The sequence below is a fragment of the Novosphingobium sp. genome (assembly GCF_027486195.1).
Taxonomy (GTDB): domain Bacteria; phylum Pseudomonadota; class Alphaproteobacteria; order Sphingomonadales; family Sphingomonadaceae; genus Novosphingobium.
Window position 1 is genome coordinate 63,041 of the sequence record NZ_JAIXPP010000060.1, and the last position, 24,837, is coordinate 87,877.

18 protein-coding genes and 2 tRNA genes are annotated in these 24,837 nt (G+C 66.5%); 10 read left to right on the forward strand and 10 right to left on the reverse strand.

From position 1 onward, the window contains the following. Positions 1-114: 114 nt before the first annotated feature. Complete coding sequence (gene hrpB / locus Q0071_RS11955; protein WP_298169373.1) at positions 115-2,571, reverse strand: ATP-dependent helicase HrpB; 2,457 nt, start codon at positions 2,569-2,571, stop codon at positions 115-117. Between the two features lie 56 nt (positions 2,572-2,627). On the opposite strand from hrpB, the gene Q0071_RS11960 reads away from it, so the two are divergent. Together Q0071_RS11960 and Q0071_RS11965 are read left to right on the forward strand one after the other, a co-directional pair. Further along, positions 2,628-2,768 carry a hypothetical protein gene (locus tag Q0071_RS11960; protein WP_298169376.1) on the forward strand — a complete coding sequence of 47 codons (141 nt, stop codon included), beginning with the start codon at positions 2,628-2,630 and terminating at the stop codon, positions 2,766-2,768. Between the two features lie 88 nt (positions 2,769-2,856). Further along, on the forward strand, positions 2,857-3,873 hold the full coding sequence (locus tag Q0071_RS11965) for an aldo/keto reductase (RefSeq protein WP_298169379.1): 1,017 nt from the start codon (positions 2,857-2,859) through the stop codon (positions 3,871-3,873). A 114-nt stretch (positions 3,874-3,987) separates the two neighbouring features. Here Q0071_RS11965 and Q0071_RS11970 read toward each other — a convergent pair whose 3' ends face one another. Continuing rightward, entirely contained in the window at positions 3,988-4,323 is a 336-nt protein-coding gene (locus tag Q0071_RS11970) for a helix-turn-helix domain-containing protein (RefSeq protein WP_298169382.1), read from the reverse strand. 75 nt (positions 4,324-4,398) lie between these two features. Between Q0071_RS11970 and Q0071_RS11975 the strand changes: the two genes are divergently transcribed. Continuing rightward, positions 4,399-4,956, forward strand: coding sequence for a carboxymuconolactone decarboxylase family protein (locus Q0071_RS11975; RefSeq protein WP_298169385.1), 558 nt, complete (start codon positions 4,399-4,401; stop codon positions 4,954-4,956). Positions 4,957-4,962: 6 nt separating this feature from the next. Here the strand turns inward: Q0071_RS11975 and Q0071_RS11980 are convergent, their stop codons facing one another. Further along, the gene (locus Q0071_RS11980; protein ID WP_298169388.1) at positions 4,963-5,976 is read right to left on the reverse strand and encodes a polyprenyl synthetase family protein; all 1,014 of its coding nucleotides are present in this window, start codon (positions 5,974-5,976) and stop codon (positions 4,963-4,965) included. 102 nt (positions 5,977-6,078) lie between these two features. Between Q0071_RS11980 and Q0071_RS11985 the strand changes: the two genes are divergently transcribed. Continuing rightward, positions 6,079-6,369 carry a chorismate mutase gene (locus Q0071_RS11985; RefSeq protein ID WP_298169389.1) on the forward strand — a complete coding sequence of 97 codons (291 nt, stop codon included), beginning with the start codon at positions 6,079-6,081 and terminating at the stop codon, positions 6,367-6,369. Then, positions 6,366-7,412 (forward strand): aromatic ring-hydroxylating dioxygenase subunit alpha, encoded by a 1,047-nt coding sequence (locus Q0071_RS11990; RefSeq protein WP_298169390.1) that lies wholly within the window; start codon positions 6,366-6,368, stop codon positions 7,410-7,412. The genes Q0071_RS11985 and Q0071_RS11990 overlap by 4 nt, the downstream gene beginning before the upstream one ends. 119 nt (positions 7,413-7,531) lie before the next feature. Here Q0071_RS11990 and Q0071_RS11995 read toward each other — a convergent pair whose 3' ends face one another. The 3 genes from Q0071_RS11995 to Q0071_RS12005 form a co-directional block, all read right to left on the reverse strand. After that, on the reverse strand, positions 7,532-11,881 hold the full coding sequence (locus tag Q0071_RS11995; RefSeq protein WP_298169391.1) for a calcium-binding protein: 4,350 nt from the start codon (positions 11,879-11,881) through the stop codon (positions 7,532-7,534). A gap of 253 nt (positions 11,882-12,134) precedes the next feature. Then, positions 12,135-15,434: a S41 family peptidase gene (locus Q0071_RS12000; protein WP_298169392.1), complete on the reverse strand. Its 3,300-nt coding sequence runs from the start codon at positions 15,432-15,434 to the stop codon at positions 12,135-12,137. Positions 15,435-15,589: 155 nt separating this feature from the next. Then, entirely contained in the window at positions 15,590-16,057 is a 468-nt protein-coding gene (locus Q0071_RS12005) for an Lrp/AsnC family transcriptional regulator (protein WP_054122293.1), read from the reverse strand. Positions 16,058-16,347: 290 nt separating this feature from the next. On the opposite strand from Q0071_RS12005, the gene Q0071_RS12010 reads away from it, so the two are divergent. The 3 genes from Q0071_RS12010 to Q0071_RS12020 all read left to right on the forward strand — a co-directional run bounded on the left by Q0071_RS12010 (position 16,348) and on the right by Q0071_RS12020 (position 19,262). Beyond that, on the forward strand, positions 16,348-18,120 hold the full coding sequence (locus tag Q0071_RS12010) for a histidine kinase dimerization/phospho-acceptor domain-containing protein (protein ID WP_298169393.1): 1,773 nt from the start codon (positions 16,348-16,350) through the stop codon (positions 18,118-18,120). Between the two features lie 16 nt (positions 18,121-18,136). Beyond that, positions 18,137-19,138 carry a polysaccharide deacetylase family protein gene (locus Q0071_RS12015; RefSeq protein WP_298169394.1) on the forward strand — a complete coding sequence of 334 codons (1,002 nt, stop codon included), beginning with the start codon at positions 18,137-18,139 and terminating at the stop codon, positions 19,136-19,138. Between the two features lie 48 nt (positions 19,139-19,186). Continuing rightward, a tRNA-Ile gene (locus Q0071_RS12020) sits at positions 19,187-19,262 on the forward strand. Positions 19,263-19,318: 56 nt separating this feature from the next. On the opposite strand, the gene astD is transcribed toward Q0071_RS12020, so the two are convergent. Continuing rightward, on the reverse strand, positions 19,319-20,722 hold the full coding sequence (astD, locus tag Q0071_RS12025; protein WP_298169397.1) for a succinylglutamate-semialdehyde dehydrogenase: 1,404 nt from the start codon (positions 20,720-20,722) through the stop codon (positions 19,319-19,321). Between the two features lie 78 nt (positions 20,723-20,800). Beyond that, positions 20,801-20,938, reverse strand: coding sequence for a hypothetical protein (locus tag Q0071_RS12030; protein ID WP_298169399.1), 138 nt, complete (start codon positions 20,936-20,938; stop codon positions 20,801-20,803). Between the two features lie 228 nt (positions 20,939-21,166). On the opposite strand from Q0071_RS12030, the gene Q0071_RS12035 reads away from it, so the two are divergent. After that, positions 21,167-21,243: transfer RNA gene (locus Q0071_RS12035), tRNA-Pro, on the forward strand. Positions 21,244-21,330: 87 nt separating this feature from the next. Here the strand turns inward: Q0071_RS12035 and Q0071_RS12040 are convergent. After that, positions 21,331-22,323 (reverse strand): alpha/beta hydrolase, encoded by a 993-nt coding sequence (locus Q0071_RS12040; RefSeq protein WP_298169401.1) that lies wholly within the window; start codon positions 22,321-22,323, stop codon positions 21,331-21,333. Between the two features lie 293 nt (positions 22,324-22,616). Here Q0071_RS12040 and Q0071_RS12045 point away from each other — a divergent pair, with 293 nt between their 5' ends. After that, positions 22,617-23,795: a glycoside hydrolase family 68 protein gene (locus tag Q0071_RS12045; protein ID WP_298169403.1), complete on the forward strand. Its 1,179-nt coding sequence runs from the start codon at positions 22,617-22,619 to the stop codon at positions 23,793-23,795. Here Q0071_RS12045 and Q0071_RS12050 read toward each other — a convergent pair. Further along, the gene (locus tag Q0071_RS12050) at positions 23,792-24,793 is read right to left on the reverse strand and encodes a LacI family DNA-binding transcriptional regulator (protein ID WP_298169405.1); all 1,002 of its coding nucleotides are present in this window, start codon (positions 24,791-24,793) and stop codon (positions 23,792-23,794) included. The two genes, Q0071_RS12045 and Q0071_RS12050, sit on opposite strands and share 4 nt — an antisense overlap. Positions 24,794-24,837 lie beyond the last annotated feature (44 nt).

Sequence of the window (24,837 nt, forward strand, 5' to 3'; positions counted from 1 at the left end):
GTGTTTGCGGCTCTGGGTCCCCGCCTGCGCGGGGATGACGAAGGAAGCAGGGCCAGTCCCCAACGGATCGTCATCCCCGCGCAGGCGGGGATCCAGAGCGACCAGACACAAACCTCACCGCTTCCCCGCCTGAAACGCGTTCTTCGTCCGCAGGCTCGCCTCCTCCTCCCACGGCGCTTCCGGCCAGCGGTGCTTGGGGTAGCGCCCCTTCATATCCTTCACCACATCGCGCCACGAACCGCGCCAGAAGCCGGGTAGGTCCGCCGTCGTCTGGATCGGCTTCTGCCCCGGCGAGGTAAGCGAAAGCAGCAGTGGCCGTGGCGGGTCACCGATCATCGGATGCCGGTCGAGCCCGAACAGCGCCTGCACCCTGAGTTCCACCGCCGGCCCGCCCTCGTGCGCATAATCGATCGCGTGGCTCGTCCCGGCGGGCGAGGTGAACTCCGCCGGTGCCAGCCGGTCGAGCGTGCTCCGCGCATTCCAGTCGAGCCGGCCCAGCAGCGCTTCGTGGAGCTTGCCCGCACCGATCTGGAAATCCCGCCGCCCTGCCAGCAGCGGCCCCAGCCAGTCCTCAGCCTCGGCCAGCAGCGCCTCTGCAGCCAATTCCGCCAGCCCCGCGTAGCGCGCCCGCTCGATCAGCGCCAAGGCCTTCTCGCCCAGCGGCAGTAGCCCAAGCCCTTCGGCCCGCAGCCGCTCCAGCAGCAAGGCAAGCACCGCCTGCGCTGGCGGCGAAGGATCGGGCACCCGCGCCAGCACGACGGCCCCCAGTCGCCGCTCCAGCCGCGCCTCGATACGGGCCTCGGCGGCATTCCACGCCAGCGCATGCCGCGCCTCGATCCGGTGCGCGAGATGACGGGTCACGTCAGACTCCTCCAGCGCGAGCGCCGCCGTGATCCGCGCGCCCTTTGCCTCGCCCTGCGCATCGCCGATCACCAGCCACGCGGCGCGGACCAGCGAACTCGCCGGATCGAGCCGGTAGCCGCGCCCGCCCGAAGCCAGCCACTCCTCCCCGCTCCCGCCGCGCGCCCGCGCGATCCGGTCCGGGAAGGCTTCTGCCAGCAGCACCCCCAGCGGCACATCCTGCCCCCGCTCCGCGCCCAGCTCCTGCGCAGCGCGCTCAGCCGCCTTGGCCCAGCGCGCCGCCAACTTGCGCGACGCTTCTGCACGGCCCCCACGCTCGCGCCCCCAGCGCTCCAGCCGCGCAGCAAGGTCCTCGCCGCGCCCGCCCAGCCCGCGCTCCTGCAGCAGCAGCGCCAACCGCGCTGCGTCCTCCGCCTGCCCGCGCGCCGCCGCATAGAGCAGCATATGCGCCAGGGCCGGCTCCATCGGCAGCGAGGCCATTGCCTGCCCATGCGGTGTGATCCTGTCTTCGCCGTCGAGCGCCCCAAGCGCCGCTAGTGCCCCGCGCGCCGCCGCCATCGCAGCCGCAGGCGGCGGATCGATCCACGCCATCTCCGCCGGATCACCCGCGCCCCATTGCGCCAAAGTCAGCGCCAAGGGCGTCAGGTCGCTGGTCAGGATTTCCGGCGGATCGAACGCCTCGCGCCCCGCATGGCCTGCTTCTTCCCACAAACGATAGGCCACGCCCGGCCCCTGCCGCGCCGCGCGGCCAGCGCGCTGCGCTGCCGAGGCCTGGCTCGCCCGCACTGTCACCAGCCGCGAGACGCCCGCTGCCTTGTCGAACTCCGACCGCCGCGAAAGCCCTGCATCGACGACAATCCGCACGCCGTCCAAGGTCAGCGAGGTTTCGGCAATGCTTGTTGCCAGCACCACCCGCCGCCGCCCTTGCGGATCACGCCGGATCGCCGCGCGCTGCCCTGCCGGCTCCACCTGCCCATGCAGCGGCAGCACCAGCGCCTGCGGCAGCCGCTCCGCCAGCAAGACCGCGCACCGTTCGATCTGAGCGACGCCGGGCAGGAACGCGAGCACATCGCCGTCTTCCTCGCTCCACGCCTGCACCACCGCGCTGGCCGCCGCCTGCTCCGGCTTCAGATCGGGCCGCGAGCCCAGCCAGCGGATCGCCAGCGGATGCGCCTTGCCCTCGCTTTCCACCACCGGGCAATTACCCAGCAGCCGCGCAAACCGCGCGCCGTCCAATGTGGCAGACATTACCACCAGCCGCAGATCATCGCGCAGCACGCCCTGCGCCTCGATAGCCAGCGCCAGCGCCAGATCGCTACCCAGTCCGCGCTCGTGCGCCTCGTCGAACAGCACCGCCGAAACGCCCGCCAACTCCGGATCACCCAGCAACGCGGAAACGAAGATCGCCTCGGTCATCACCACGATCCGCGTCTTGGCCGATCGCTTGGCATCAAGCCGGGTGACATAGCCGACAGTCTCGCCCGCCTGCTCCCCCATCAGTTCGGCCATGCGCTCCGCTGCCGCCCGCGCTGCCACGCGCCGTGGGCTCAGCACGATCACCTGCCCACTGCACCACGGCTCGCGGATCAGCGCGGGCGCCACTGCCGTCGTCTTGCCCGCCCCCGGCGGCGCAATCAGCACGGCCGATGGGCTGGCGCGCAAGGCATCCAGCAACTGTGGCAAAACGGCATGGATCGGAAGGTCACTCACACGCTTTGCCCTAAGCACCCTCTTCGGCCCCTGCAATCCATGCTAGGGCGCTGCCCATGAGGACCAGCATCGAAATTCTCGTCGCGCTCCTCACGAGCATACTCGCCGGCGGCACGGTGATCGCCGCCCTCATTGCCGCCGCCGCGCTGCTCGCCGCCAGCGCCGTGTGGTGGCTGATCGGCAAGCGCCCGCACTGACCCATTCACACTTTCGCTAGCACCCGCGCGGCTTGACCGGCCCGCAGCCCAGCGCCACCTTCACCCAAACTTCTGGAGCACGCCAAACATGCAACACCGCCGCCTCGGCACATCCGCCATCGTTGTTTCCGATATCTGCATGGGCACGATGACCTTCGGCAGCCAAGCCGATGAGGCCACCGCCCTTCGCATCCTCGACATGAGCTACGATGCCGGCATCAACTTCTACGATACGGCGGAAGGTTATCCCGTGCCACCCGATGCGAAGTGGGTCGGCCGCACCGAGGAAATCGTCGGCAAGTGGATGAAAACCAAGCCGCGCGATGCGATCATCATGGCCACCAAGGTCTCCGGCCCCAGCCACGTCTGGTTCAAGAGCCCCAAGCGCAATGGCATGACCGCGCTCGACCGGCACAACATCATCAAGGCGGTGGAGGACAGCCTCACCAAGCTCGGCACCGATTACATCGACCTCTACCAGACCCACTGGCCCGATCACGACACGCCTTATGAAGAGACGATGGAAGTGCTCGACGAACTCGTCCGCGCGGGCAAGGTGCGCGTGCTCGGTTGCTCGAACGAAACCTCGTGGGGCCTGATGAAATCAATCGAGGCGGCCAAGGCCGTCGGCGCGGCGCGCTATCACACGATCCAGAACAATTTCAGCCTCAACAACCGCCGCTTCGAAGATGAACTGGCGCAGGTCTGCCGCAAGGAAGGCGTGAGCCTCATCCCCTATTCGCCCATCGGCGGCGGCGTGCTCGCCTGCAAGTACAGCGGCGGCGCCCGGCCCGACGGCGCGCGCTTCTCGAAGTACCTCGAAATGGGCGGCCGCCAAGCCAGCATGGCCCGCCGCTTCGTGAACGAGAAGTCGATCGAATCCGCCGAGCGCTTCGCCGCGATCGCGGCGGAACATGGACTTGATCCGGTGACTTTCGCGGTCGCCTGGTCAAAGCAGCACGATTTCGTCGCCTCGACCATCGTCGGCGTGACGACCGAGGAACAATGCGCCCCGATCTTCGCGGCGGCCGATCTGGTCCTGCCGGATGAAGCGATGAAGGCCGTCAACGCGGTGAGCCGCGAGATCATGTACCCGATGGGGTGAGGGGCAGCACTTCGTCATTGCGAGCGTAGCGAAGCAATCCAGAGCGGCGGGGAACTGCGCTCTGGATTGCTTCGCTACGCTCGCAATGACGAGGTCAGGGGATAGCCCCCCGGCTCAATCGCCGCGCGACTCCAGCATCGCTGCCCATTCGTTGGCCCACCCGTCGAGCGTGGCCAGCCGCCGCGCCAGCGCCATGCCGTGCTCGGTCAGCGCATAGCCCGCCTCGCCCTGCGCGATCAGCGCCAGTTCGCGCAGATCCTTGAGGCGCTGGTTGAGCAGAGTCGGTGAAACGTCGTCGCAGCGCGTCCGCAGTGCCCGGAACGTCGCCGGGCCTTGTCCCAACTCCCACAGCAGGCGCAGCGTCCAGCGCTGCCCCAGCACATCGAGCAGCACCATGATCGGCCGCCCGGTCTGCGATCCCCTGACCGGCATTCCGGGCAGCTTGGCCACGTACGCTCTCCTGCTTGACGCTACATTTTTTGTAGCATACATCCGCTATCGATCCTGTAGCAGAAGGAACGCGTCATGACCAACCAGCTCGCCCCGCTTGCCGCGCCTTATCCTCCGGAAGTTGCCGCAATCCTGGCAGGGTATCCGCAGCAGGACGGCTATATCCTCTCGCTGTTCCGCACCTTCGCCAACAGCGTGCGCTTTCTGCGCAAGGGCGTGCCGAACCTGCTCGACCGGGAAAGCCCGCTGCCGCTGCGCATGCGCGAGATCGTCATCCTGCGCACGACTGCAAACCGGCGATGCGAGTACGAGTGGGGCGTCCACGTCAGCTACTTCGCCAAGGCTGCGCGCCTTTCGCCAGAACAGATCGCCGCGACGACTGCCGCCGCAATCGACCCTGCGCTGTGGAGTGAAACCGAGGCCGGCCTGCTCGCCGCAATCGACGCGCTGTGCCGCGATGGACGGATGGATGATACGCTCCACGCCGCTTTCACCGCCGCTTGGACGAAGGAACAGCAGCTCGAGATCTTCGCACTCTGCGGCGCCTATCACACCGTCAGCTTCGTCGCGAATGCGGCCCGCCTGCCGGGTGAGCCTTTCGGCACGCGCTTCCCCGAATCCGCAGCCAGCTAGCGTCGCTCAATACCGCCGCGCGACCGCAAACTCCGCCGCTTCGGTCATCGCCGCCTTGGCCGCCCCGGCCGGAAACTTGGCAATCGCGTCGATCGCGCGCTGGGCATAGTGCCGCGCGCGTTCGCGGGTCGCGTTCACCGCCTCGTGTTTGCGGATCAGCGCAATGGCGTGGGCCAGATCGGCATCGCTGTTGCGGTCTCCGGCAATCGCTTCCTGCCAGAAGGTGCGCTCCTCGGTCGAGCCGCGTGCGTAGGCGAGGATCACCGGCAGGGTCATCTTGCCCTCGCGGAAGTCGTCGCCCTGGTCCTTGCCCATTTCGGAGGCGTCCGAGTCGTAGTCGATCGCATCATCCGCCAGCTGGAACGCGATGCCGAGATTGCGGCCATACGAATCGAGCGCCAGCTCGTCGGCCTCGTTGCGCTCCGCCACCACGGCGGCGATGCGGCAGGCCGCGGCAAACAGCGCGGCGGTCTTGGCGTTGATGATCGCGAGGTAGCGTTCCTCGCTCGTCTCCACCTGCCGCTGCGCGACGAGTTGGTCGACCTCGCCCTCGGCGATAACGGCGGAGGCATTCGAGAGGATTTTCAGAACCTTGAGGCTGCCATCCTCGACCATCAGTTCGAAACTGCGGCTGAACAGGAAATCGCCGACAAGCACCGTGGCCGGGTTGCCATAGATGATGTTGGCGGCCTTCTTGCCGCGCCGCATGTCCGACCCATCGACCACATCATCGTGCAGCAGGGTGGCGGTGTGGATGAATTCCACCGTCGCAGCCAGTTTGTAGTGGCGGCTGCCCCCGTATCCCAGCAGTGAAGCGCTCGCGAGGGTCAACATCGGGCGCATGCGCTTGCCGCCGCCGGCGATGAGATGGCCAGCGAGTGCCGGGATCAGCGGGATGCGCGATTGCATCCGGCCGAGGATCACTTCGTTGACACTGTTCATACCTTCGGCCACGAGCGCCATAAGCGGCTGCAGCGATGGCTCGGCGCGACGGGGGAGCGAGTGGATGGATGCAGTCATCGCCCGTTCGCTTGGCCTGCCCACCGGCGCTTGGCAAGATGCAACTTGTGCCACAGTGGGCATCAGCCCCCTTGAGGCGGGGCAGGTGAACGGAGATTTGGGATGAGCGAAGACCCGGTTCTGGCCGGCTACCGCCAGAGCATCGACAATATCGACGCGGCGATGATCCATATTCTGGCCGAGCGATTCCGCATCACCCAGGCGGTCGGCGCTTACAAGGCGGCGCATCAGCTCCCGGCCAGCGACATCGCGCGCGAGGAGCGCCAGATTGCCCGCCTGCGCGCGCTGGCGGTCGATGCCAAGCTCGATCCCGAATTCAGCGAGAAGTTCCTGCGCTTCATCATCCAGGAAGTGATCCGCCACCACGAACAGGCGGCGGAAGCCAAAGGGTGAGCCGAGGAGGCAGCAGCGGCCTCGGCGCCGAAGGCTGGCTCAGGAACGCGTGGTATGTCGCAGACTGGGCCGATGCGATCACCGATGCGCTGACCTCGCTGGAAATTCTGGGCGAACGGGTGGTGCTGTTCCGCGCCGAGGACGGCCAGCCCGTCGCGCTCGAAGATGCCTGCCCGCACCGCAAGCTGCCGCTTTCGATGGGTCGGCGCGAGGGCGATACGCTGGTCTGCGGCTATCACGGCCTCGCCTTCGATACCGCCGGCACCTGCATCGCGGCCCCGACTCAATCAGTGCTGCCCAAGGCCTGCGTGCGCAGCTTTCCGCTCGCCGAGCGCTATGGTCTCGTGTGGATCTGGATGGGCGATCCGACCAAGGCGGACCCGGCGACAATCGTCGAGATCCCCCAGTGGGGCTCGCCCGATTGGGGCTACAATCGCGGGCCGATGATGCAGGTCGATTGCCACTACCTCTATGTGGTCGACAACCTGCTCGATCCCACCCATGTCACCTGGGTCCACCCCGGCTCGTTCGGCGATGCGTCCTGCGCCGCCGTGCCGATCGAGACCCTCTCGGCGCCTGATGGCGTCACCGCCGCGCGCTGGCTCATGGATACCGCGCCCGCGCCGTTCTACGCCAAGTTCCTGAAGTTCGCGGGGCCAGCCGATCGCTACCAGCACTACGAGATGCGCTACCCCTCAAACGCTGTGATCAAGGCGGTGTTCGTGCCGGCCGGCTCCGGCGGTCATGACAGGCCGCGGCATCCAGACGCGTTCTGCATGGACAGCTTCAATTTCCTGACACCGGTGAATGCCCGCCAGACGCGCTATTTCTGGTTCCAGCTGAGGAACTTCGCGCCTGATGATGCGGCCGTGTCCGAAGAATTCACGGCCGACGTGAAGCACGCCTTCGAGGAAGACCGCGTGATCCTCAACGCCGTGCAGATCGGCATGGACACCAGCCTCACGCCCACCATCGACCTCAAGAACGATCTCGCCTCATTCCGCTTCCGCTCGGGCCTCGCGCGGATGATCGCGGCGGAATGATGAGGCTTCATCCCAATCAATTCGTCATTGCGAGCGTAGCGAAGCAATCCAGGGCGGTTCGCTTGGCGCTCTGGATTGCTTCGCTACGCTCGCAATGACGAGGTTGGGCTTAAAGCCCTTCACACCGCGATCAGGAAATCCGAAAACGCCAGCGCCGGTGCCCCTGTCAGCTGGGCCACTTGCACCGCAGCGCTCGCCCCTGTTCCATCCGCGTCATACCACAACACCCCGGTCGCGGTGTTGTAGATGAACCGGTCGGTCGCATCGTGCGCCGTATTCACCCCCGTGCCCGACCAGAACGCATCGACGCTCATCGCCCCCGTCGCCGCAAAGCCGGTGTAGACGGCGCGGCTGAACGAGAGCTTGTCGGTGCCCGAAGTGAAGTCCTGCAGCGTATCGAAATTGGTCGCAGCATTGGGCGCGGTATCGAACACGAAGGTGTCCGTCCCCGTCCCGCCGTTCAGCGTATCGTTGCCCAGACCGCCGACGAGCCGATCATTGCCGATCCCGCCCAGCAGCGTGTCAGCCCCCAGCCCGCCCGTCAGCGTATCATTGCCGTCGAGCCCCGAAAGCACGTTGTTGCCGGTATTGCCGGTCAGCACGTTGCCGAGCACATTGCCGGTGCCATCGATCGCCGCGCTGCCCGAAAGCGTGAGGTTCTCCACGTTCACTGCAAGCGTCCAGCTGAGCGATGCCGTCACGAGGTCGGTCCCGCCGCTCGCCGCCTCGGTCGTCACGTCGAGCGCGTTGTCCACCACATAGCTGTCGTTGCCGCTGCCGCCGATCAGGGTATCGGCGCCCGCGCCGCCATCAAGCACATCGGCACCGCCGTTGCCGGTGATCACGTTGGCGAGCGCATTGCCGATGCCGGTGTGGGCTGAGGAATTGGTGAATGTCAGCCGCTCGACATTCGCGCCCAGCGTGTAGGACGCCAGCACGGTCTGCACCGTATCGGTGCCCTCGCCTGCGAGTTCGGTTACCACGTCGCCCGCCGCGTCGACGACATAGATGTCGTCGCCCAGCCCGCCGATCATCGTGTCGCTGCCGGCCCCGCCGTTCAGCGTGTCGTTCCCGCCAAGGCCGGTCAGCACGTTGTTGCCGCTGTTGCCCGTCAGCACGTTGGCCTCGTTGGTGCCGGTGCCGCTCAACGCCGCCGTGCCCGAAAGCGTCAGGTTTTCGATGTTGGCGGCCAGCGTCCAGCTGATCGAGGCGGTGACGAGATCGGTCCCTTGCGCCGCCAGCTCGGTGGTCACATCGCCCGCGTTGTCGACGACATAGCTGTCGTTCCCCGCGCCGCCGATCAGCGTATCCGCGCCCGCGCCGCCATCGAGTACGTCGTTGCCGGTATTCCCGGTGATCACGTTGGCCAGCGCGTTGCCGATGCCGGTGTGCGAGGAGCCGCTGGTGAAGGTCAACCGCTCGACGTTCGCCGCCAAGGTATGGCTCGCCAGCGTGGTCTGCACCGTATCCGTGCCATCGCCGACCAGTTCGGTCACCACATCGCCCGCCGCGTCGACGACATAGATGTCGTCGCCCAGCCCGCCGATCATGGTGTCGTTGCCCGCCCCGCCATTCAGCGTATCGTTGCCGCCGAGGCCAGTGAGCACGTTCGCGCCGCTGTTGCCGGTCAGCACGTTGGCATCGGTATTGCCGGTGCCGTTGATCGCCGCTGTGCCCGAAAGCGTCAGGTTCTCGACATTGGCGGAGATCGTATAGCTGACCGAGGCCGTGACCAGGTCGGTGCCCTGCGCGGCGAATTCGGTCACCGCGTCGCCTGCATCGTCAACCACATAGCTGTCGTTGCCGAAACCGCCCAGCAGCGTATCCGCCCCCGCGCCGCCGTTCAGCGTATCGTTGCCGGCATTGCCGGTGATCACGTTGGCCAGCGCATTGCCGGTGCCGGTATGCGCGGAGGAATTCGTGAACGTCAGGTTCTCGACATTCGCCACCAGCGTATAGCTCGAAAGCGTCGTCTGCACGACATCGGTGCCCTCGCCGACCAGCTCGGTCACCACATCGCCGGTTGAATCGACGGTATAGGCATCATCGCCGAGCCCGCCGATCATCGTGTCGCTGCCCGCTCCGCCATTCAGCGTATCGTTGCCGCCAAGGCCCGTCAGCGTGTTCGCGCCCGAATTGCCGACGAGCACGTTGGCATCGGTGTTGCCCGTGGCATTGATCGCCGCGCTGCCCGAAAGCGTCAGGTTCTCGAGATTGGCGCCCAGCGTCCAAGTGATCGAGGACATGACGATGTCGGTGCCCTGCCCCGCGAGTTCGGTCACCACATCGCCCGCGTTGTCGACGACATAGCTGTCATCGCCCAGCCCGCCGACCATCGTATCCGCGCCTGCGCCGCCATTCAGCGTATCGTTGCCGCCCAGCCCGGTGAGCACGTTGGCCGCGCTGTTGCCATTGATCACGTTGGCATCGGTGTTGCCGGTGCCATTGATCGCCGCCGAGCCGGACAGCGTCAGGTTCTCGACATTGGCCGCCAGCGTCCAGCTGATCGAGGACGAGACGCCATCAGTCCCCTCGCCCGCCGCCTCGGTGGTCACGTCGCCCGCATTGTCGACAACGTAGGTATCGTTGCCCAGGCCGCCGATCATGGTATCGGCACCCGCACCGCCGTTGAGCGTGTCGTTCCCGCCAAGCCCCGTCAGCACGTTGGCGCCGCTGTTGCCGTTCAGCGAGTTTGCATCGTCATTGCCGGTGCCGTTGATCGCGGCCGTGCCCGAAAGCACCAGGTTCTCGACATTGGCCGCCAGCGTCCAGCTGATCGAGGCAGATACCGTATCGGTCCCCCCGCCCGCAGCCTCGATCGTCGTGTCGCCGCTATTGTCGACGGTGTAGGTGTCGTTACCCAGCCCGCCGACCATGCGGTCCGCACCCGCCCCGCCATTGAGATTGTCCGCGCCGCCGCCGCCCGTGAGCACATTGTTCAGCGCATTGCCGACGCCGGTATGCGCGGCATTGTCGGTAAAGGTCAGGTTCTCGACATTGTTGCCCAGCAGATAGCTCGCCAGCTTCGTCTGCACCGTGTCGGTGCCCTGCCCGGCGAGCTCGGTCACCACATCGCCGGCGACGTCGACGACGTAGATATCATCGCCGAGCCCGCCGATCATCGTGTCGCTGCCCGTGCCGCCATCGAGCAGGTCGTTGCCGCCAAGGCCCGTCAGCGTATCGTTGCTCGCAAGGCCGATCAGGTGGTCGTCGCTGGTCGCGCCGGTCATCGCGTCGATCCCGTCGGTGCCGGTGATCACGTTGTAGATGCCGTAGGTGTAGAGCTGCGCCTTGATGCTGGTGCCATCGGCATCGCCGCCAAGGCCGCTGCCATCGCCCCACGCGATGACGAAGCCGTCCCCGGTCACGCTGGTGATCACCGGGCGCTCCTGATAGCCCGCCGTCACCGTGTTGATCAGCATTTCGCCGCCCAGCTTGGTGCCGTCGCCATCGAAGACCTGCGCCTTGATGTCGCTGTTCGTGGGGCTGACAAAGTGCTGCCACGTCACCACGAAGCCGCCATTGGGCAGGCCCGCGATCGCCGGGAAGTCGCGCTCGCCTGCGCTCGTATCGCTGACAACGAGCGATCCGCCCACCTTGGCCCCCGCCGCGCTGAACACCTGCGCGCGGATCAGCGTATCGGGCTGACCGATTGCCGGGTTCGAATCCTGCCACGCCACGACGAAGCCGCCGGTCGCCAGCCCCGTGACCACCGGCAACGACTGATCATTGAGCAGTTTGGCATCGACCGCGATTTCGCCGCCGATCTTCGCGCCCGCCGCGCTGAAGAGCTGCGCCTTCATCGCCGTGCCAGACGCAGTGCCGTCCATCCACGTCACGACATAGCCGCCGCCCGCAAGGCTGGTCACCGTCGGCTGGGTCTGGTCGCCGGTAGTCTGGGTATTGACCCGAGCCGCGCCGCCCACTGGCACGCCCGCCGCGCTGTAGAGCTGCGAGAGGATCCCCGCGCCGCTCGCATCGCCAGCGGACCCCGCATAGTCCTGCCAGGTCACCACGAAACCGCCGCCGGAAAGGCCGGTTATCGTGGGGTTGTGGTTGCCGGGCAGGTTATTGCCGCCCTGCTGCGTCCAAGTCGTGCTGTTGACGAGGAAGGCCGGCGTCATCACCGCTCCGCTCGCACTGTAGACTTGCGCCTTAATCTTGTAGTCCGATTGGATACCCGCTTCGGTCCAGGTCACCACGAACCCGCCGCCTGCAAGGCTCGATACCGTGGGGAACGACTGATCGGTCGCCGCGCCGCTGGCCACCGCAAACTCGCCGCCCACCTTGGTGCCCGCCGCGCTGTAGAGCTGCGCCTTGGCCACGCCGAGGCCGCTCACGCCCGAATAGTCGGTCCAGGTCGCCACGAAGCCGCCGCCCGAAAGCCCGGTGATCGAGGGCATTTCCTGAAAGCCCGCAACCTGGGTATTGACCAGCAATTCGCCGCCGACCTTGACGATTTCAACCATTCTGGTTCCCCGCGTGCACCCCGCCGACCGCCTCTCGCCAGCAATTCTGAGCGCGAGGTACGGCGGGTGCAGTCCAATCCGTTGCGAGGCGGGTTAGCGGATAAGGGTTAAATTTCCTTGCAGCGGCAAGGCTGCGGCGCAGCCCGGGCAGGGCTGTGCAACGCGCGCAATTGCGCCAATCCTGCGACCGACGGGCCATGAAACAGCCCGGCGGTCATGCTTTCCCGGTAAATCCGGCATTCTACGTAGATTGTTAGTCCAGACTGTCCGGCAGAACCGGCTTCTTGTCCGGCGCGGCAGGCTGGACAAACGTCGGCGGTGGCGATTTGGCGAGGGCCTCGAGCGCGATGCGAACACCGGCTTCAAGCTGCGGATCATGACCCAGCCGCTGTTGCGCCGGATCCTGCACGACTTCAACATCCGGCGGGATGCCGATGTTCTCGACTTCCCACTGCCCGCCCGTGCCATAGATCGCCCAGCGCGGCGCGGTGACCATGCCGCCGTCCATCAGCACCGGATAACCGCCGATGCCGACCAGCCCGCCCCAGGTGCGCGTGCCGACCAGCGTCCCCACGCCCGCCTTGCGGAACAGCCACGGCAGCGCATCGCCGCCCGAACCCGACATCTCGTTGATCAGCATGACCTTGGGCCCGAAGATCGCCTGCGCAGGCTCCACCATCGGCTCACCCTCGCGGGTCGAATTGACCATCTGCGGGGTGCGCTTCAACTGATCGACGATGTAGTCGGCAATATCCCCGCCGTGATTGAAGCGCTCGTCGATGATCATTCCCTGCTTGCCGACCTGCGCAAAGTAGTAGCGGTTGAAGTTCGTGAAACCGCCGCCCGCGGTGTCGGGCAGATAGACATAGCCCAGCTTGCCGCCTGAAAGCTTGTCGACCAGCTGCCGGTTGGCTTCCATCCAGCTGTGCAGGCGCAGCGGAATATCGCGCGCGATGGGCACGACCTTGACCGTTCGGGAACCAGTCCCGTCCGGGTTCGGCCCCACCGTCAGCACGGTCTGCCTGCCGGCCAGCCCCTCGAAGCCCTTGTAGACTTCGTTTGCCGGATCGACCGGGCGGCCGTTGATTGCCAGCAGATACTCTCCGGCCTTCACCTCGGCACCGGGCTGCGCCAGCGGCGCCTGCAATCCGGGGTTCCAGCTTTCGCCCTTCAGCACCGTGCGGAAGCGGTAATGCCCTGCCACCTGTTCGAAATCGGCCCCGAGCAGGCCGGTGCTCACCGCATTCTGCTTCGGCCCTTCGCCGCCGTTCACGAACGTATGGCCAACGCCGATGTGCCCCGTCATCTCCTCGAACAACGCGTTCAGTTCGGCGCGGCTGCCCAGCCCCGCCAGGAACGGCGCATAGAGCTTCTCCGCCCGCGCAAGATCGAGGCCGTGCGCCTTGGGATCGTAGAGGAAATCCCGCTCGATCCGCCACACTTCGTGATACATCTGGCGCAATTCGGCCATCGGATCGACCGAGATCGAGGCCGCGAACTTCACCGCTGCCGGCTTGTCGCCCTCCGAAGGCGCGCCGGTCGAGGCAAGGAAGCGCTGCCCCCGCCGCGCGAAGAGCAGCTTCTTGCCATCTGCCGAGACAGACAGCGAACCGGAATCGGCCCCGTCGACGATGGTCGCGGGCTTGCGCGCCTTGGTGTCGTAGCGGACAACCGAGACCGGAACCGGCGCATCGCTTTCGTCGATCAGGTCGTGATCGGTGAAAACAACCGGCGCAGTGAGGGCCAGCACCGTCCCGGCCTCGGCCGCAAACAGCCCGACATAGTGCGCCACGGGAAGATCAAGCGCGACGATGCGCTGGTCGAGCCCGGCAAAATCGATCTGCACCGGCTTAGGCGCGGCAGCAGCCTTGGCGTCCTTGCTGTCCTTGACGGCCTTCGCATCGTCTGCCTTGGCCGGCTTGTCGCCAGCCTTGGCATCCGCCCCGCTTTCCTCGTCACTCTGCGGAGCCGTAGGCGCGGCCCCGTCCTTCTTCAGCACCGCCGCATAGACCGCGCCGTCGCTCGCGCGCCCAAGGCTCGACATGTCGAGCCAGCCCGCGCCCAGCCCGCGGCTGGTGTTGGCGATGAAGTAGAGCACCTCGCCGCCCGCGTCGAACCGGGGCGAAACCGCATCGCTCATCCCGTCCGTCAGCGCCTGCGCGGTGCCGGTGGCAAGCGTGTGGATCATGATCGTGTGGAGGTGGTTGGTGCCTTGCACCGCATAGGCCAGATAGCGGCTATCGGGCGACCAGGCCGGATCGAAATTGTGCTCGGGGCTGTCGTAGCGGTCGGTCGCAATCTTCGCTGGTTTGGGCGCAGCCGCCGTCAGATCGACCAGCCACAGATTGAGCCGCTTGTCATGGAACACGATGCGCTTCGAATCCGGCGACCACAGCGGCGCATAGAAATACGAAGCCGGCGTCCCGAGATCGATCTTGCGCACCGTGCCGGTGCCGTCCGCAGCGCGGATATGCAGCGCGTATTCGCCGCTCTCGTCGCTGAAATAGGCCACCGACTTGCCATCGGGAGAGGCCGCCGGATCGCGTTCGGCAACGCCCGGCGTCTGGGTCAGATTGCGCGCATCGCCCTTCTCGGCGGGCACCGAGATGATCTCGCCATGCGCCTCGACCACCATGCGCTTGCCCGAAGGCGTGAGCACCGCTGCCGCGATGTCGCCCGCATCGAGATCCTTGACATGGGGCCGCAGCGAAGGCGCCTCCGCCCCGATCGTGATCGCGGGCCGAGAAACCGCGCCGGTGGCAAACTCATAGACCTCGATCTTGCCGAAATGGTCGATAACGATCCCGCCCGGCCCCGCCGAGGCCGAGGCCATGTCGAACCCCCGGTCGTTGCGGATCACCTGGGTGACCGCGCCGCCCTTGCCGGCATAGCGATAAAGCGTGCGCGGCCCGTCACGATCGGACAGGAAATAGACGTCATCGCCAACGAACATCGGATTGCGATCGTTCGAATTCTCGCGCGGGATACTGACGACCGAACTGTCCTTGAGGTCCGCGATCCAGATGCGGTCAGTCTGCCCGCCGCGATACTGCTTCCATGCCGGCTGCCACTGGCTGAACGGGGTATAGGCGATATGGCTGCCATCCGCGCTCAGCGCGCCGTCGTCGCCCGAAGGCAGCGGCACCGGGCGGGGATCACCGCCGCCCACCGGCACGAGGTAGAAGCGCTGCAGATCGCGCGCCGTCTCGCGCGCGGAGCGAAAGAGGATGCTCTTGCCATCGGCCGACCAGCCGAGCGCGACATCGGGCCCCGGGTGCCAGGTCAACCGGCGCGGCACGCCGCCTGCGGCCGGCACCACATAGACATCGCGATTGCCGTCAAACCGGCCGGTAAACGCGATCATCGTGCCATCGGGCGAAAACACCGGACGGCTGTTGTCGCCCTGCCCCGTCACCAGCACGCGCGCGGCCCCGCCGGTCCGGGGCACGGTCCAGATCGCGCCGGCATAATCGAAGGCAATGTCGGTCGCCGAAAGGCTCGGATGCTGCAGCAGGCGCGGCGGTTCCCGCCCTTGCACTGCGGTTGCGGTCATCAGGGCGGCAAGCAGTGCTGTTGTTGCAAGCAGGGCACGGCGCATGTGCGGCATTCTCCGGTTGTGATCTCACGAAACCGGAATGCTAACGTTGCAAATCGGGTTTGCCTAATCCCCTGATCACCGAAATGCAGGCTGCGTGGCCCCCGCGCTGATCAGTCGTCCAGCGGCACACCCGGCAGTTGCTTGGCCGTGCGGATCGTCAGCGAGGTCTTCACGCTCGCCACGTTGGGCGCGGGCGTCAGCTTGCTGGTGAGGAATTCCTGAAAGCTCTGCAGATCGCGGCTCACGATCTTCAGGATGAAGTCGATCTCGCCATTCAGCATGTGGCACTCGCGCACTTCGGGCAGAGTGCGCATGTGCTCCTCGAACTGGCGCAGCGATTCCTCGGCCTGGCTCTTCAGGCTCACCAGCGCAAAAACGGTGATGGCAAAGCCCAGCTTCGAGGGGTCAAGCTCGGCATGATAGCCCCGGATCACGCCCGCTTCCTCAAGCGCGCGCACCCGCCGCAGGCAGGGCGGCGCGGTCAGGCCGACGCGCTGCGCCAGCTCGACATTGGTCACTCGCCCTTCATCCTGCAGTTCGGCGAGCAGACGCCGATCGATCCCGTCGAGAGTTGCCATGGTTCTCTGTTTATCCTGCGTGCGCTCGGATGCATCGTGTTCGGATCAATTGGTTAACTCCGCCCCTTGCCACACCCGCACATTAGGCTGCATGCAGAGGGCTGTCCGGCCAATCTTGGTAACTTTCCACACCTTGTGCGGCTGCTGTCGATAATTTTGTTGTTTAATATCGCAATCGTCCCACAATGCAACGCAATCAACAGACCCCTTCCAGCCCACCCGCATTTTGTTAGGGTCCCGGTAACCACCACGGGCGCGCCTGCGCGCATTGCCCTCTGCTTGGAGAACGCATGATTGTCGACGATCGCCTCGAAACCGTGCTGCGCACTGTCGCGGCCGGGCCGGGTGCGGTCGCCACGCAAATGCGCCAGTTGCTGGACATCCTCGGCCGCACCCCGGCCGAGCGCTGGACAGAGCAGCATGTCGCCGCGCTCACCCGGCTTGATTCGATCACCGCGATGCTGGGCGAACCTGCGAGTGCATCCCTTATTGCCGCTGCAGGCCTGCGTTCACCAATCCTGGTCGAACATTTTGCCGAAGCTGGTCCCAAAGTGGCACTGGCCGCGATGATCTCGGCCCGCCTCGCGGAACGGGATTGGCTCCGGCTCATTCCCGATCTTCCGGTGCAGGCGCGCGGGTTCCTGCGCCATCGCCGCGATCTGGGGCCCGAGGTAGAAAGGTTACTGGCCCGGCTGGGCGTGACCGATTTCGCGCTGCCCCTGCCGCCCAGTTTCGCACAGCAGCAGGAGCCTGCGGTGCGCCTCGTGCCGCTCCCGCCGATCGCGGCCGTCCCGCCGATCAGTGAGGCAGCATCCCCTCAGGCGGGTGAGGGCATCGGTGCGATCATCGCCCGCATCGAAGCCTTCCGCCGCGCGCGCGATCTCCCGGCCGGTGCCCCGATCGAATGCGGCGCCCTGCAGGCCGCAATGCAGAGCCGCCTGCCCTTCACGGACGAGCCGCCCCCGGCGCCGCCTGCCATTACCGCGATCGACATCGCGCTCGATACCGACGGCACGGTGATCGCCGCCAGCACACCCCCCGCCGCTGCGCCCTTCGCCGCTGCACTCGTCGGGCTGCGACCCTTCGCGGCCGATCCCGATGCGCCGGTCACTTGCGATCCCGGCACGCTCGGCGCGGCGCGGGCGCGCCTGCCGGTAATCGGCGGTCGGCTGGAACTCGAAGGACCCGTCCCGGTCGCAGGGCCATGGCGCATCGATGCCGTTCCCGGCTTCGCTCCCGATAGCGGGCATTTTCTTGGCTGGAATGCCCGCCTGCGCCGCCCGCCCGCGCCCCCTGTCGCCGCCCTGTCCACCGCTGCCGATGATGCGGCGCAGCGCAGCACGGATCGGCTGCGGCAAATGCTGCATGAACTGCGCACGCCCATCAATGCGATCCAGGGCTTTGCCGAACTGATCCAGCAGCAACTGCTCGGCCCCACGCCGCACCAGTACCGCAGCCTTGCCGCCGGCATCGCTTCGGATGCCGCCCGCATGCTGGCGGGGTTCGAGGATGTGGAGCGGCTCGCCCTGCTCGAAACCGCCCCCGCTCCCGCCGGCGCACCAGCCGAGGGGGAGACCGATCTCACCGCGCTGCTCACCCGGCTGATCGCCCAGCTCGATCCCCTGCTCGCCCCGCGCGAAGCCGTGCTGTCACACGATCTCCCCGATGGTCCGCTGCCCGTCGCAGTGCAGCCGGACGAGCTTGAGCGCACGCTCTGGCGACTGCTGTCCCTGATTGCGAGCGCTGCGGCACCGGGTGAGCGCATGGCCCTGTCGCTCAGCGTCGGCGCCGGCCCGCAGGGCTATGCGGTGCGCCTGCGGCTTCCGTTTCCCGCCTCGCTCGCCGCCGCGAGCGAAAGCGCGCCGCTCGTCGCCGATAGTCTCGCCAGCCCCGGCGGCATGCTCGGCAGCAGCTTTGCGCTGCGCCTGTGCGGGGCGGAGCTGCGCGCGGCCGGCGGCCTCATGGTGCGCGAAGAGGCAAGTGTGGATGTAACTCTCCCACTCTTGACCACCGCACGTCATACACCTAGCCACAAGGGTGTCGTCGGTAACCAGACCGGCTAAGGGAACCGTAGCAGGCGTGGCTCAGCCGAACATTCTCGATGTGCCGGGTGCGAGGCAGCACGTGCGCTTCGCGCCCGCTTTCGGCCAGCGCTTCATCGTCACCGTCGATACCGAGGAAGAGTTCGACTGGACGCAGCCGCTCGGACGCACCGGCCACGGGCTCAGCCACGTTCCGCGCCTCGCCCGCTTCCAGCAGTTTTGCGAAGGCGTGGGCGTCGCCCCGATCTACCTGATCGACTACCCGATCGCGACCGATCCCGCCGCGGTCGAGGCGCTGGGTGAGGCCGTTGCTGCCGGGCGTGCCGAAATCGGCGTCCAGCTCCATCCCTGGGTAAGCCCGCCGCACGACGAGGAAGTGAACGTCTTCAACAGCTACGCGGGCAATCTTGCGCCGGAGCTGGAAGCGGCGAAGTTCAACACGTTGAACGACACGATCGAGCGCGCCTTCGGCAAGGCCCCGTTGATCTACCGCGCCGGCCGGTATGGCGTCGGGCCTGCCAGCGCCGGGATCCTCTCGCAAGCCGGGCTCGCGATCGACACCTCGGTTCGCGCCCGTTTCGACTACAGCTCCACCGGCGGCCCCAACTTCACCGAGCACCCGGTCGTGCCGTGGTGGGTCGACAAGCCCGGCGGCCTGATGGAGTTGCCGCTCACCACCGTGTTCTGGGGCATGCTGCGCCAGCAAGGCCCGATGCTCTATCCCATGCTGTGGCGCATGCCCAAGCTGCGCGGCCTGCTTGCTCGCATGGCGATGCTCGAACGCATCCCGCTGACCCCGGAAGGCGTGAGCATCGAGGAAGCGATCAAGGGTATCGACATCGCACTCGACGATGGACTGCCGGTACTCGTGTTTTCCTTCCACAGCCCCTCGCTGCGCCCCGGCCTCACGCCCTATGTGCGCGATGCGGACGGCCTCGATCAGCTCTACGACTGGTGGCGCGCCGTCTTCACCTATCTCAAACAGCGCCAGATCCGTCCTGCCGGCGTGGCCGATATCATCGCCGGCGTAGAGGTCTGAGCCGCGCTTGCCATTCGCCCGGCAGCGCATTAACCGGACGATCAAGGTGGGCCTGTAGCTCAGCGGTTAGAGCTGGCCGCTCATAACGGCTAGGTCGCGGGTTCGAATCCTGCCGGGCCCACCAACCTGAAGTGCGCTTGAGGTGTGCTGGCAGCGTCCTCCTCACCCCGGATTGTGGTGCTACCCGCGCAGCCCCGTCAGCGCTGCCGCGGCGATCGCCGGGCTTTCCAGACTTGCCACTGGCCACGCGCAGTAATCCGCCGCGTAATAGGCGCTCGGGCGGTGGTTGCCCGAAACCCCCACGCCGCCGAACGGAGCGGAGGACGCCGCGCCGTTGGTCGGCCGGTTCCAGTTGACGACCCCAGCGCGCGAAGCAGCCCAGAACCTGCGGTAGAGCGCCTCGTCGCCGCCGATCAGGCTGGCGGCAAGGCCGAAACGCGTCGCGTTGGCCGCCGCCATCGCTGCATCGAAATCGGCCACGCGGATCACCTGCAGCACGGGACCGAAGATTTCCTCGTCGGGCACGGCAAGGCCGGTGACGTCGATCATCGCAGGCGAAAGCAGCGGTGTGCCTGCGCGCAGGCGCACCAGCGGGCGGATCACTTTTCCGCCCATCGCCACCAGCGCGTCCCACGCCCGCTCGACACGGGCCGCAGCGTTCATATCGACCACCGGGCCCATGAACGGCGCCGGTTCGTCGAACGGCCCGCCCGCAATGATCCGGTCAGCCATGGCAGCAACCACAGCGATCAGCGCATCGCCGTCCGGCCCCACGATCAGCCGCCGCGCACAGGTGCAGCGCTGCCCTGCCGAAAGGAACGCCGATTGCAGCACCAGCGAGGCCGCAGCATCCACGTCGCTTTCCGCAAGGTCCCATGCAATCAGCGGATTGTTGCCGCCGGTCTCGATCGCGAGGATGCGGTCCGGCCGCGCGGCAAAGGCCTGATGCAGCGCGAGGCCGGTGTTCGAGGACCCCGTGAACAGCAGCCCGTCGAGCTCAGGATGGGCGGCCAGCGCGCGGCCGGTATCGGCGCGGCCCTGCGTCACCACCAGCACGCCTTCGGGCAGACCTGCTTCAGCCCATAGCCCTGCCATATAGGCGCCCGAGGCCGGGGTCAGTTCGGATGGCTTGAACACCACGGCGTTGCCCGCCAGCAGCGCCGGCACGATATGGCCGTTGGGCAAGTGCGCGGGGAAATTGTAGGGACCCAGCACCGCCAGCACGCCATGCGGCTTGTGCCGCAGCGCCTGCGGCACGCCGGCTGCCTCGCCGAACCGCTCACCGGCCCGCTCGGCCTGCGCGGTGATCGAAATGGCAACCTTCGCCGCCACCGTGCCGACTTCGGTGCGGGCTTCCCACAGGGGCTTGCCCGTCTCGCGCGCAATGACCCGGGCAAAATCCTCGGCATTCGCCTTCACCACTTCGGCATAGCGCTCTGCAATAGCGATGCGTTCCGCCAGCGGGCGCAGTGCCCAGCCGCCCTGCGCCGCGCGGGCTGCCAAGACCGCAGCATCGACGTCCGCATCCTCACCCTGCCACAGCACATCGCCGGTCATGGGGTCGGTGGAAGTCCAGGTGGTCATGATCGCTCCTCTTGGCTCAGGGTCGGTATTACCCGCTAGCCAATTGGGCGCGCGCCCTCTGAAGGTCAACCACCCGGCTCAATCCTCCTCGATGACCTTGGGCTTGCCAGCGCTGCTGGTCAGGTGACGGGTGACCCAGCGCCCATCCCCGCCCTTCTCGAGCTGCCGGCCGCAATACTTGCAAGGCCCGATCTTGAGATGCCCTTCATACCGCACCGAACGCCGCGACGGCGAATGCTTGCCAACCATACACCGCAGTCGCTTGAAAAACTCCGCCATAGACCGACCTGCTCCCGCTCGTCCGCCACTTTGCCCCCGGGGCGGAACTGTTATAGAATATGCCAGTACTAAGGTGAAATACCAAGGCTCCCTATCCCCGAACGGTCGCGGGAAACTCGATTGCGCCTTGCCGCACCGCCACCGCATGTTCTAGGGGGGCCCAGTCGGGGAGTAGCGCAGCCTGGTAGCGCATCTGCTTTGGGAGCAGAGGGTCGCAAGTTCGAATCTTGTCTCCCCGACCAATTTTACCTGCATGCAACAGCCGGATGCCTTTGCTGCTTCCCTGAACCCGGTGAGCAACACTGATCGCTGTGCGCCACTCCTCGCACTCAGGCCGCAAGCTGTGAGCCATGGCGATCAAGAAATGCCGCGAAAAGGGCCGGCCATTGACCGGCCGGGGCATTCGCGGGACCGATGCCGAAGCCATGCCCGCCTTCCTCGAAAAGATGCAGTTCTGCCGGACGCCGTGCCGCTCGCAGCGCGTCGAAGAAAAGCATCGTGTTCTCGTAAGGTACGGCCTCGTCATCAATCGCGTGGACAAGGAATGTCGGCGGTGTCGCCATATCGACATGGCGTGCGGGCGATCGGCTGACAATCACCTCTTCCGTGGGCTGAGGCCCCAGCAGGCGCTGCGCCGAAAGCAGATGCGTGTGCGGCGGCGTTGCCGCGATGACCGGATAGATCAGGCCCGCACAGCAGGGGCGCGCATCGAGCGCATCGGCTGCATCACGCGGGGCATAGACCGGTTCGGCGGCGGCGGTGATCAGCGAAGCCGCAAGGTGCCCCCCTGCGGAAAAACCAAGAACCGCGACTGTCGCCGGATCAATTCCGAAACCCGCAGCGCCGAAGCGGATCACGCGCATAGCCCGCTGCGCGTCTTGCAATGGCACGTCGGAACGGTTTGCCCAGCCTTCGCCCGGTAGACGATAGACAAGCACGAACACCGTGTAGCCGCGCGCGGTCATCACGCGGGCGACATCGGTTCCTTCGTTGCGGATCGAGATGAAGGTGTAGGCTCCGCCTGGGATCACCAGCAGCGCGCGGCCGTTGCTTTGCGCCGGGCGGAACACCCTGAGCTCAGGCCGGGCGACGCCGGTGATGAAGGCCGGATCAAGCGTGGCTGAGTGGACCGGGGGCGTGGCGGGCGCACCGGGCGGCGCGGCAGCCCACAAGGCGATGGTCTCTGCTGCGGTCCATTCGGGCGGGAGCGGACCGCCGCCGGCCGGGATCCGGAGTGCGGCGCGTGCCGCAAAGGCGGGCGCGGGCATCAGCAGCGCACCGCTCCCGAGCAGCACCTGCCTGCGGTTGATTGGCCCATCCATGGCACTCTCCCAATCCTTGTTGCGTGCCCGCTCCCCGGCGTGCGGGCACCGGTGCCTAGCGCAATCATCATGAAGCGAAGCTGCCCGCCCCGCCACCGGCATAGTGCGCAGCGCGCGGCTTAAGGAGAATGGCTGAGCACGGCAAACTGATCATTGCGTAATCGATTGCTCTTTCATACACTGCCCGCTACGGCATGGCCAGCACGTTTCTGGTCGGCATTTTCGGGGAAGCGCCTGTTTGCAAGGATTTGCGGGCAAGGTGCCTTGCTGGTCGGCAGCATGAGGGACATTTGATGACGGCACCGAAGGTCCAGGATCCTGATGCAGCGCCCGCCCCGCGATCCAGCGTTTTCGACCGGCGCTGGACCTCGGCCGATCTTGCCTTGCTTGACCAGGGGCCTGACAATACGATCCCGGCGTTCACGCACGAAGTGGCTGCGCGGATCACCGGCCATGACCTCTGGGACATGTGGCCGATCGAGTATCCGGATGGCCGATTGCCGCGCTTTGACGGCGCATCGCTATGGATGGTGCTGACCGCTCCGGCAGCTGCGGATCCGGACGCGCGCCATGCCGTCGCGCGTATCCATCTCCTGTCTGGGAAGGACGGTGTCTGGACACTACATGGTCCGGTCTTTCCCGAAGGCTTCACCCCCGGAAGCCGCGAATGGTCCGGCTCTGCCGTGTTGGATGCAGCAGGCTCGTCGCTCACGGTGTTTTTCACTGCAGCAGGGCGCTGCGGGCTTTCCAGCCCCAGCTTCGAGCAGCGCCTGTTTCAGGCCAGTTGCCGTTTTGCCCACACGGACGGTGCGTTCAATCTGTCCCACTGGAGCGCGCTTGCGGAATCGATTGTTGCAGATGGCCAGCACTACCTCCCCGCGAACCAGACCGAGGGGCGCGCAGGGGAGATCCTGGGCTTTCGGGACCCTGCCTGGTTCCGCGATCCGGCAACGGGGCGGGCCTATCTTTTCTTCACCGGGTCTTCCGCCCGCGCCGCCTCGCGCTGGACAGGGGTCATCGGCGTGGCTGAGGCTGATCCGGCGGGCAGCTGGCGGCTGCGCCGGCCGGTGATCGACGCGTCAGGCCTCAACAACGAGCTGGAGCGTCCGCACATGCGCTGCGTGGCGGGCCGCTACTACCTGTTCTGGTCCACCCAGGCCAAAGTCTTTGCAGACGACGCCCCGCCTGCGCCGAGCGGTCTTTACGGCGCCGTTGCGCCATCGCCACTCGGGCCGTTCACCCTGCTCAACGGATCGGGTCTCGTCGCGGCGACCCCCGCCGAAGCGCCTGCGCAGGAATACAGCTGGTGGGTGCTGGACGACCTCTCGGTCATTGGATTTGCCGACTATCCCGGCCTCGCCGATCCGGCAATTCTGGAGGATGCCACACAGCGCCGCGCCCACTTTGCGGGATACCCGGCTCCGTTCTTCAGGATCGAACTCGACGGCGCATCGGCGCGAGTTGAACGCTAGGTCGAACCGCGCACGATCAGTTGCGGCTCGATCTGCTGGGAGGCCGTCTCCTCGCCGGCAATCCGGCGCAGAAGGGTCTGGGTGATCAAGTCCGCACCGTGCCGCAACTGCTGGTCGATCGTCGAAAGCGGCGGCGCCATGTGCTCCCCGATCGGCAGGCCGTCATACCCGATCACGCGCACATCATCGGGCACACTGCGGCCCAGATCTCTCAGCGCACGGATCACGCTGATCGCGGTGACGTCAGACCCAGCAACGATCCCGTCGGGCATTTCAGGCAGCGCGCCGAGCTTCTGGCGCAAATCAGCGTAGGCCGCATCGGGTTCGAAATGCGTGGGGATCGCGGTCAGGCCTTCGAGCCCGGCTTCCTGCACCGCACCGCGCGCACCCTCGACGCGGTCTCCGAACTCGCTCCCCTCGACCGGCCCGGCATAGGCAATCCGCCGGCAGCCCCGCTCGATCAGGTGCAGCGCGGCCATGCGCCCGCCGAGCCGGTTGTCCGAACCGATCGAGCAATGATGCTGGCCTGGTGAATGGCCACCCCAGACCACCATCGGCATATAGCGGCGCGAGACCGTCTCGATCACATGAACCTGATCCGACTGGCCGACCACGACAATGCCATCGACACGCCCGCTGCCGATGAACCGATCGATCCAGCGATCGTTGCGCGGGAGCACGCGCGAGAGCAGCAGGTCATATCCCCGCTCGGCAAAGGCATCGGCGAGAAACCCGGTCATCGTGTTGAAGAACGGATCGGACAAGTGCTGCAGCGCCTCATGCCCCAGCGGCACCAGCACGCCGATCGTCATGGTGCGCTGCGTGCGCAAGTTGCGCGCGGCGACATTGGGCTGGTAGCCGAGCTTTTCGGCAAGCGCGGCGATGCGCTTGCGCGTTTCCTCACTCACCCGGCCCGATCCCGTCAGCGCGCGCGAAGCGGTGGCGGTGGAGACCCCGGCGAGTTCGGCAAACTCCTTGATATTCTTGACGCTGACCATGTGACCCTTTGTATCCGGACATCGCCTACCGGGCAAAACCCTGC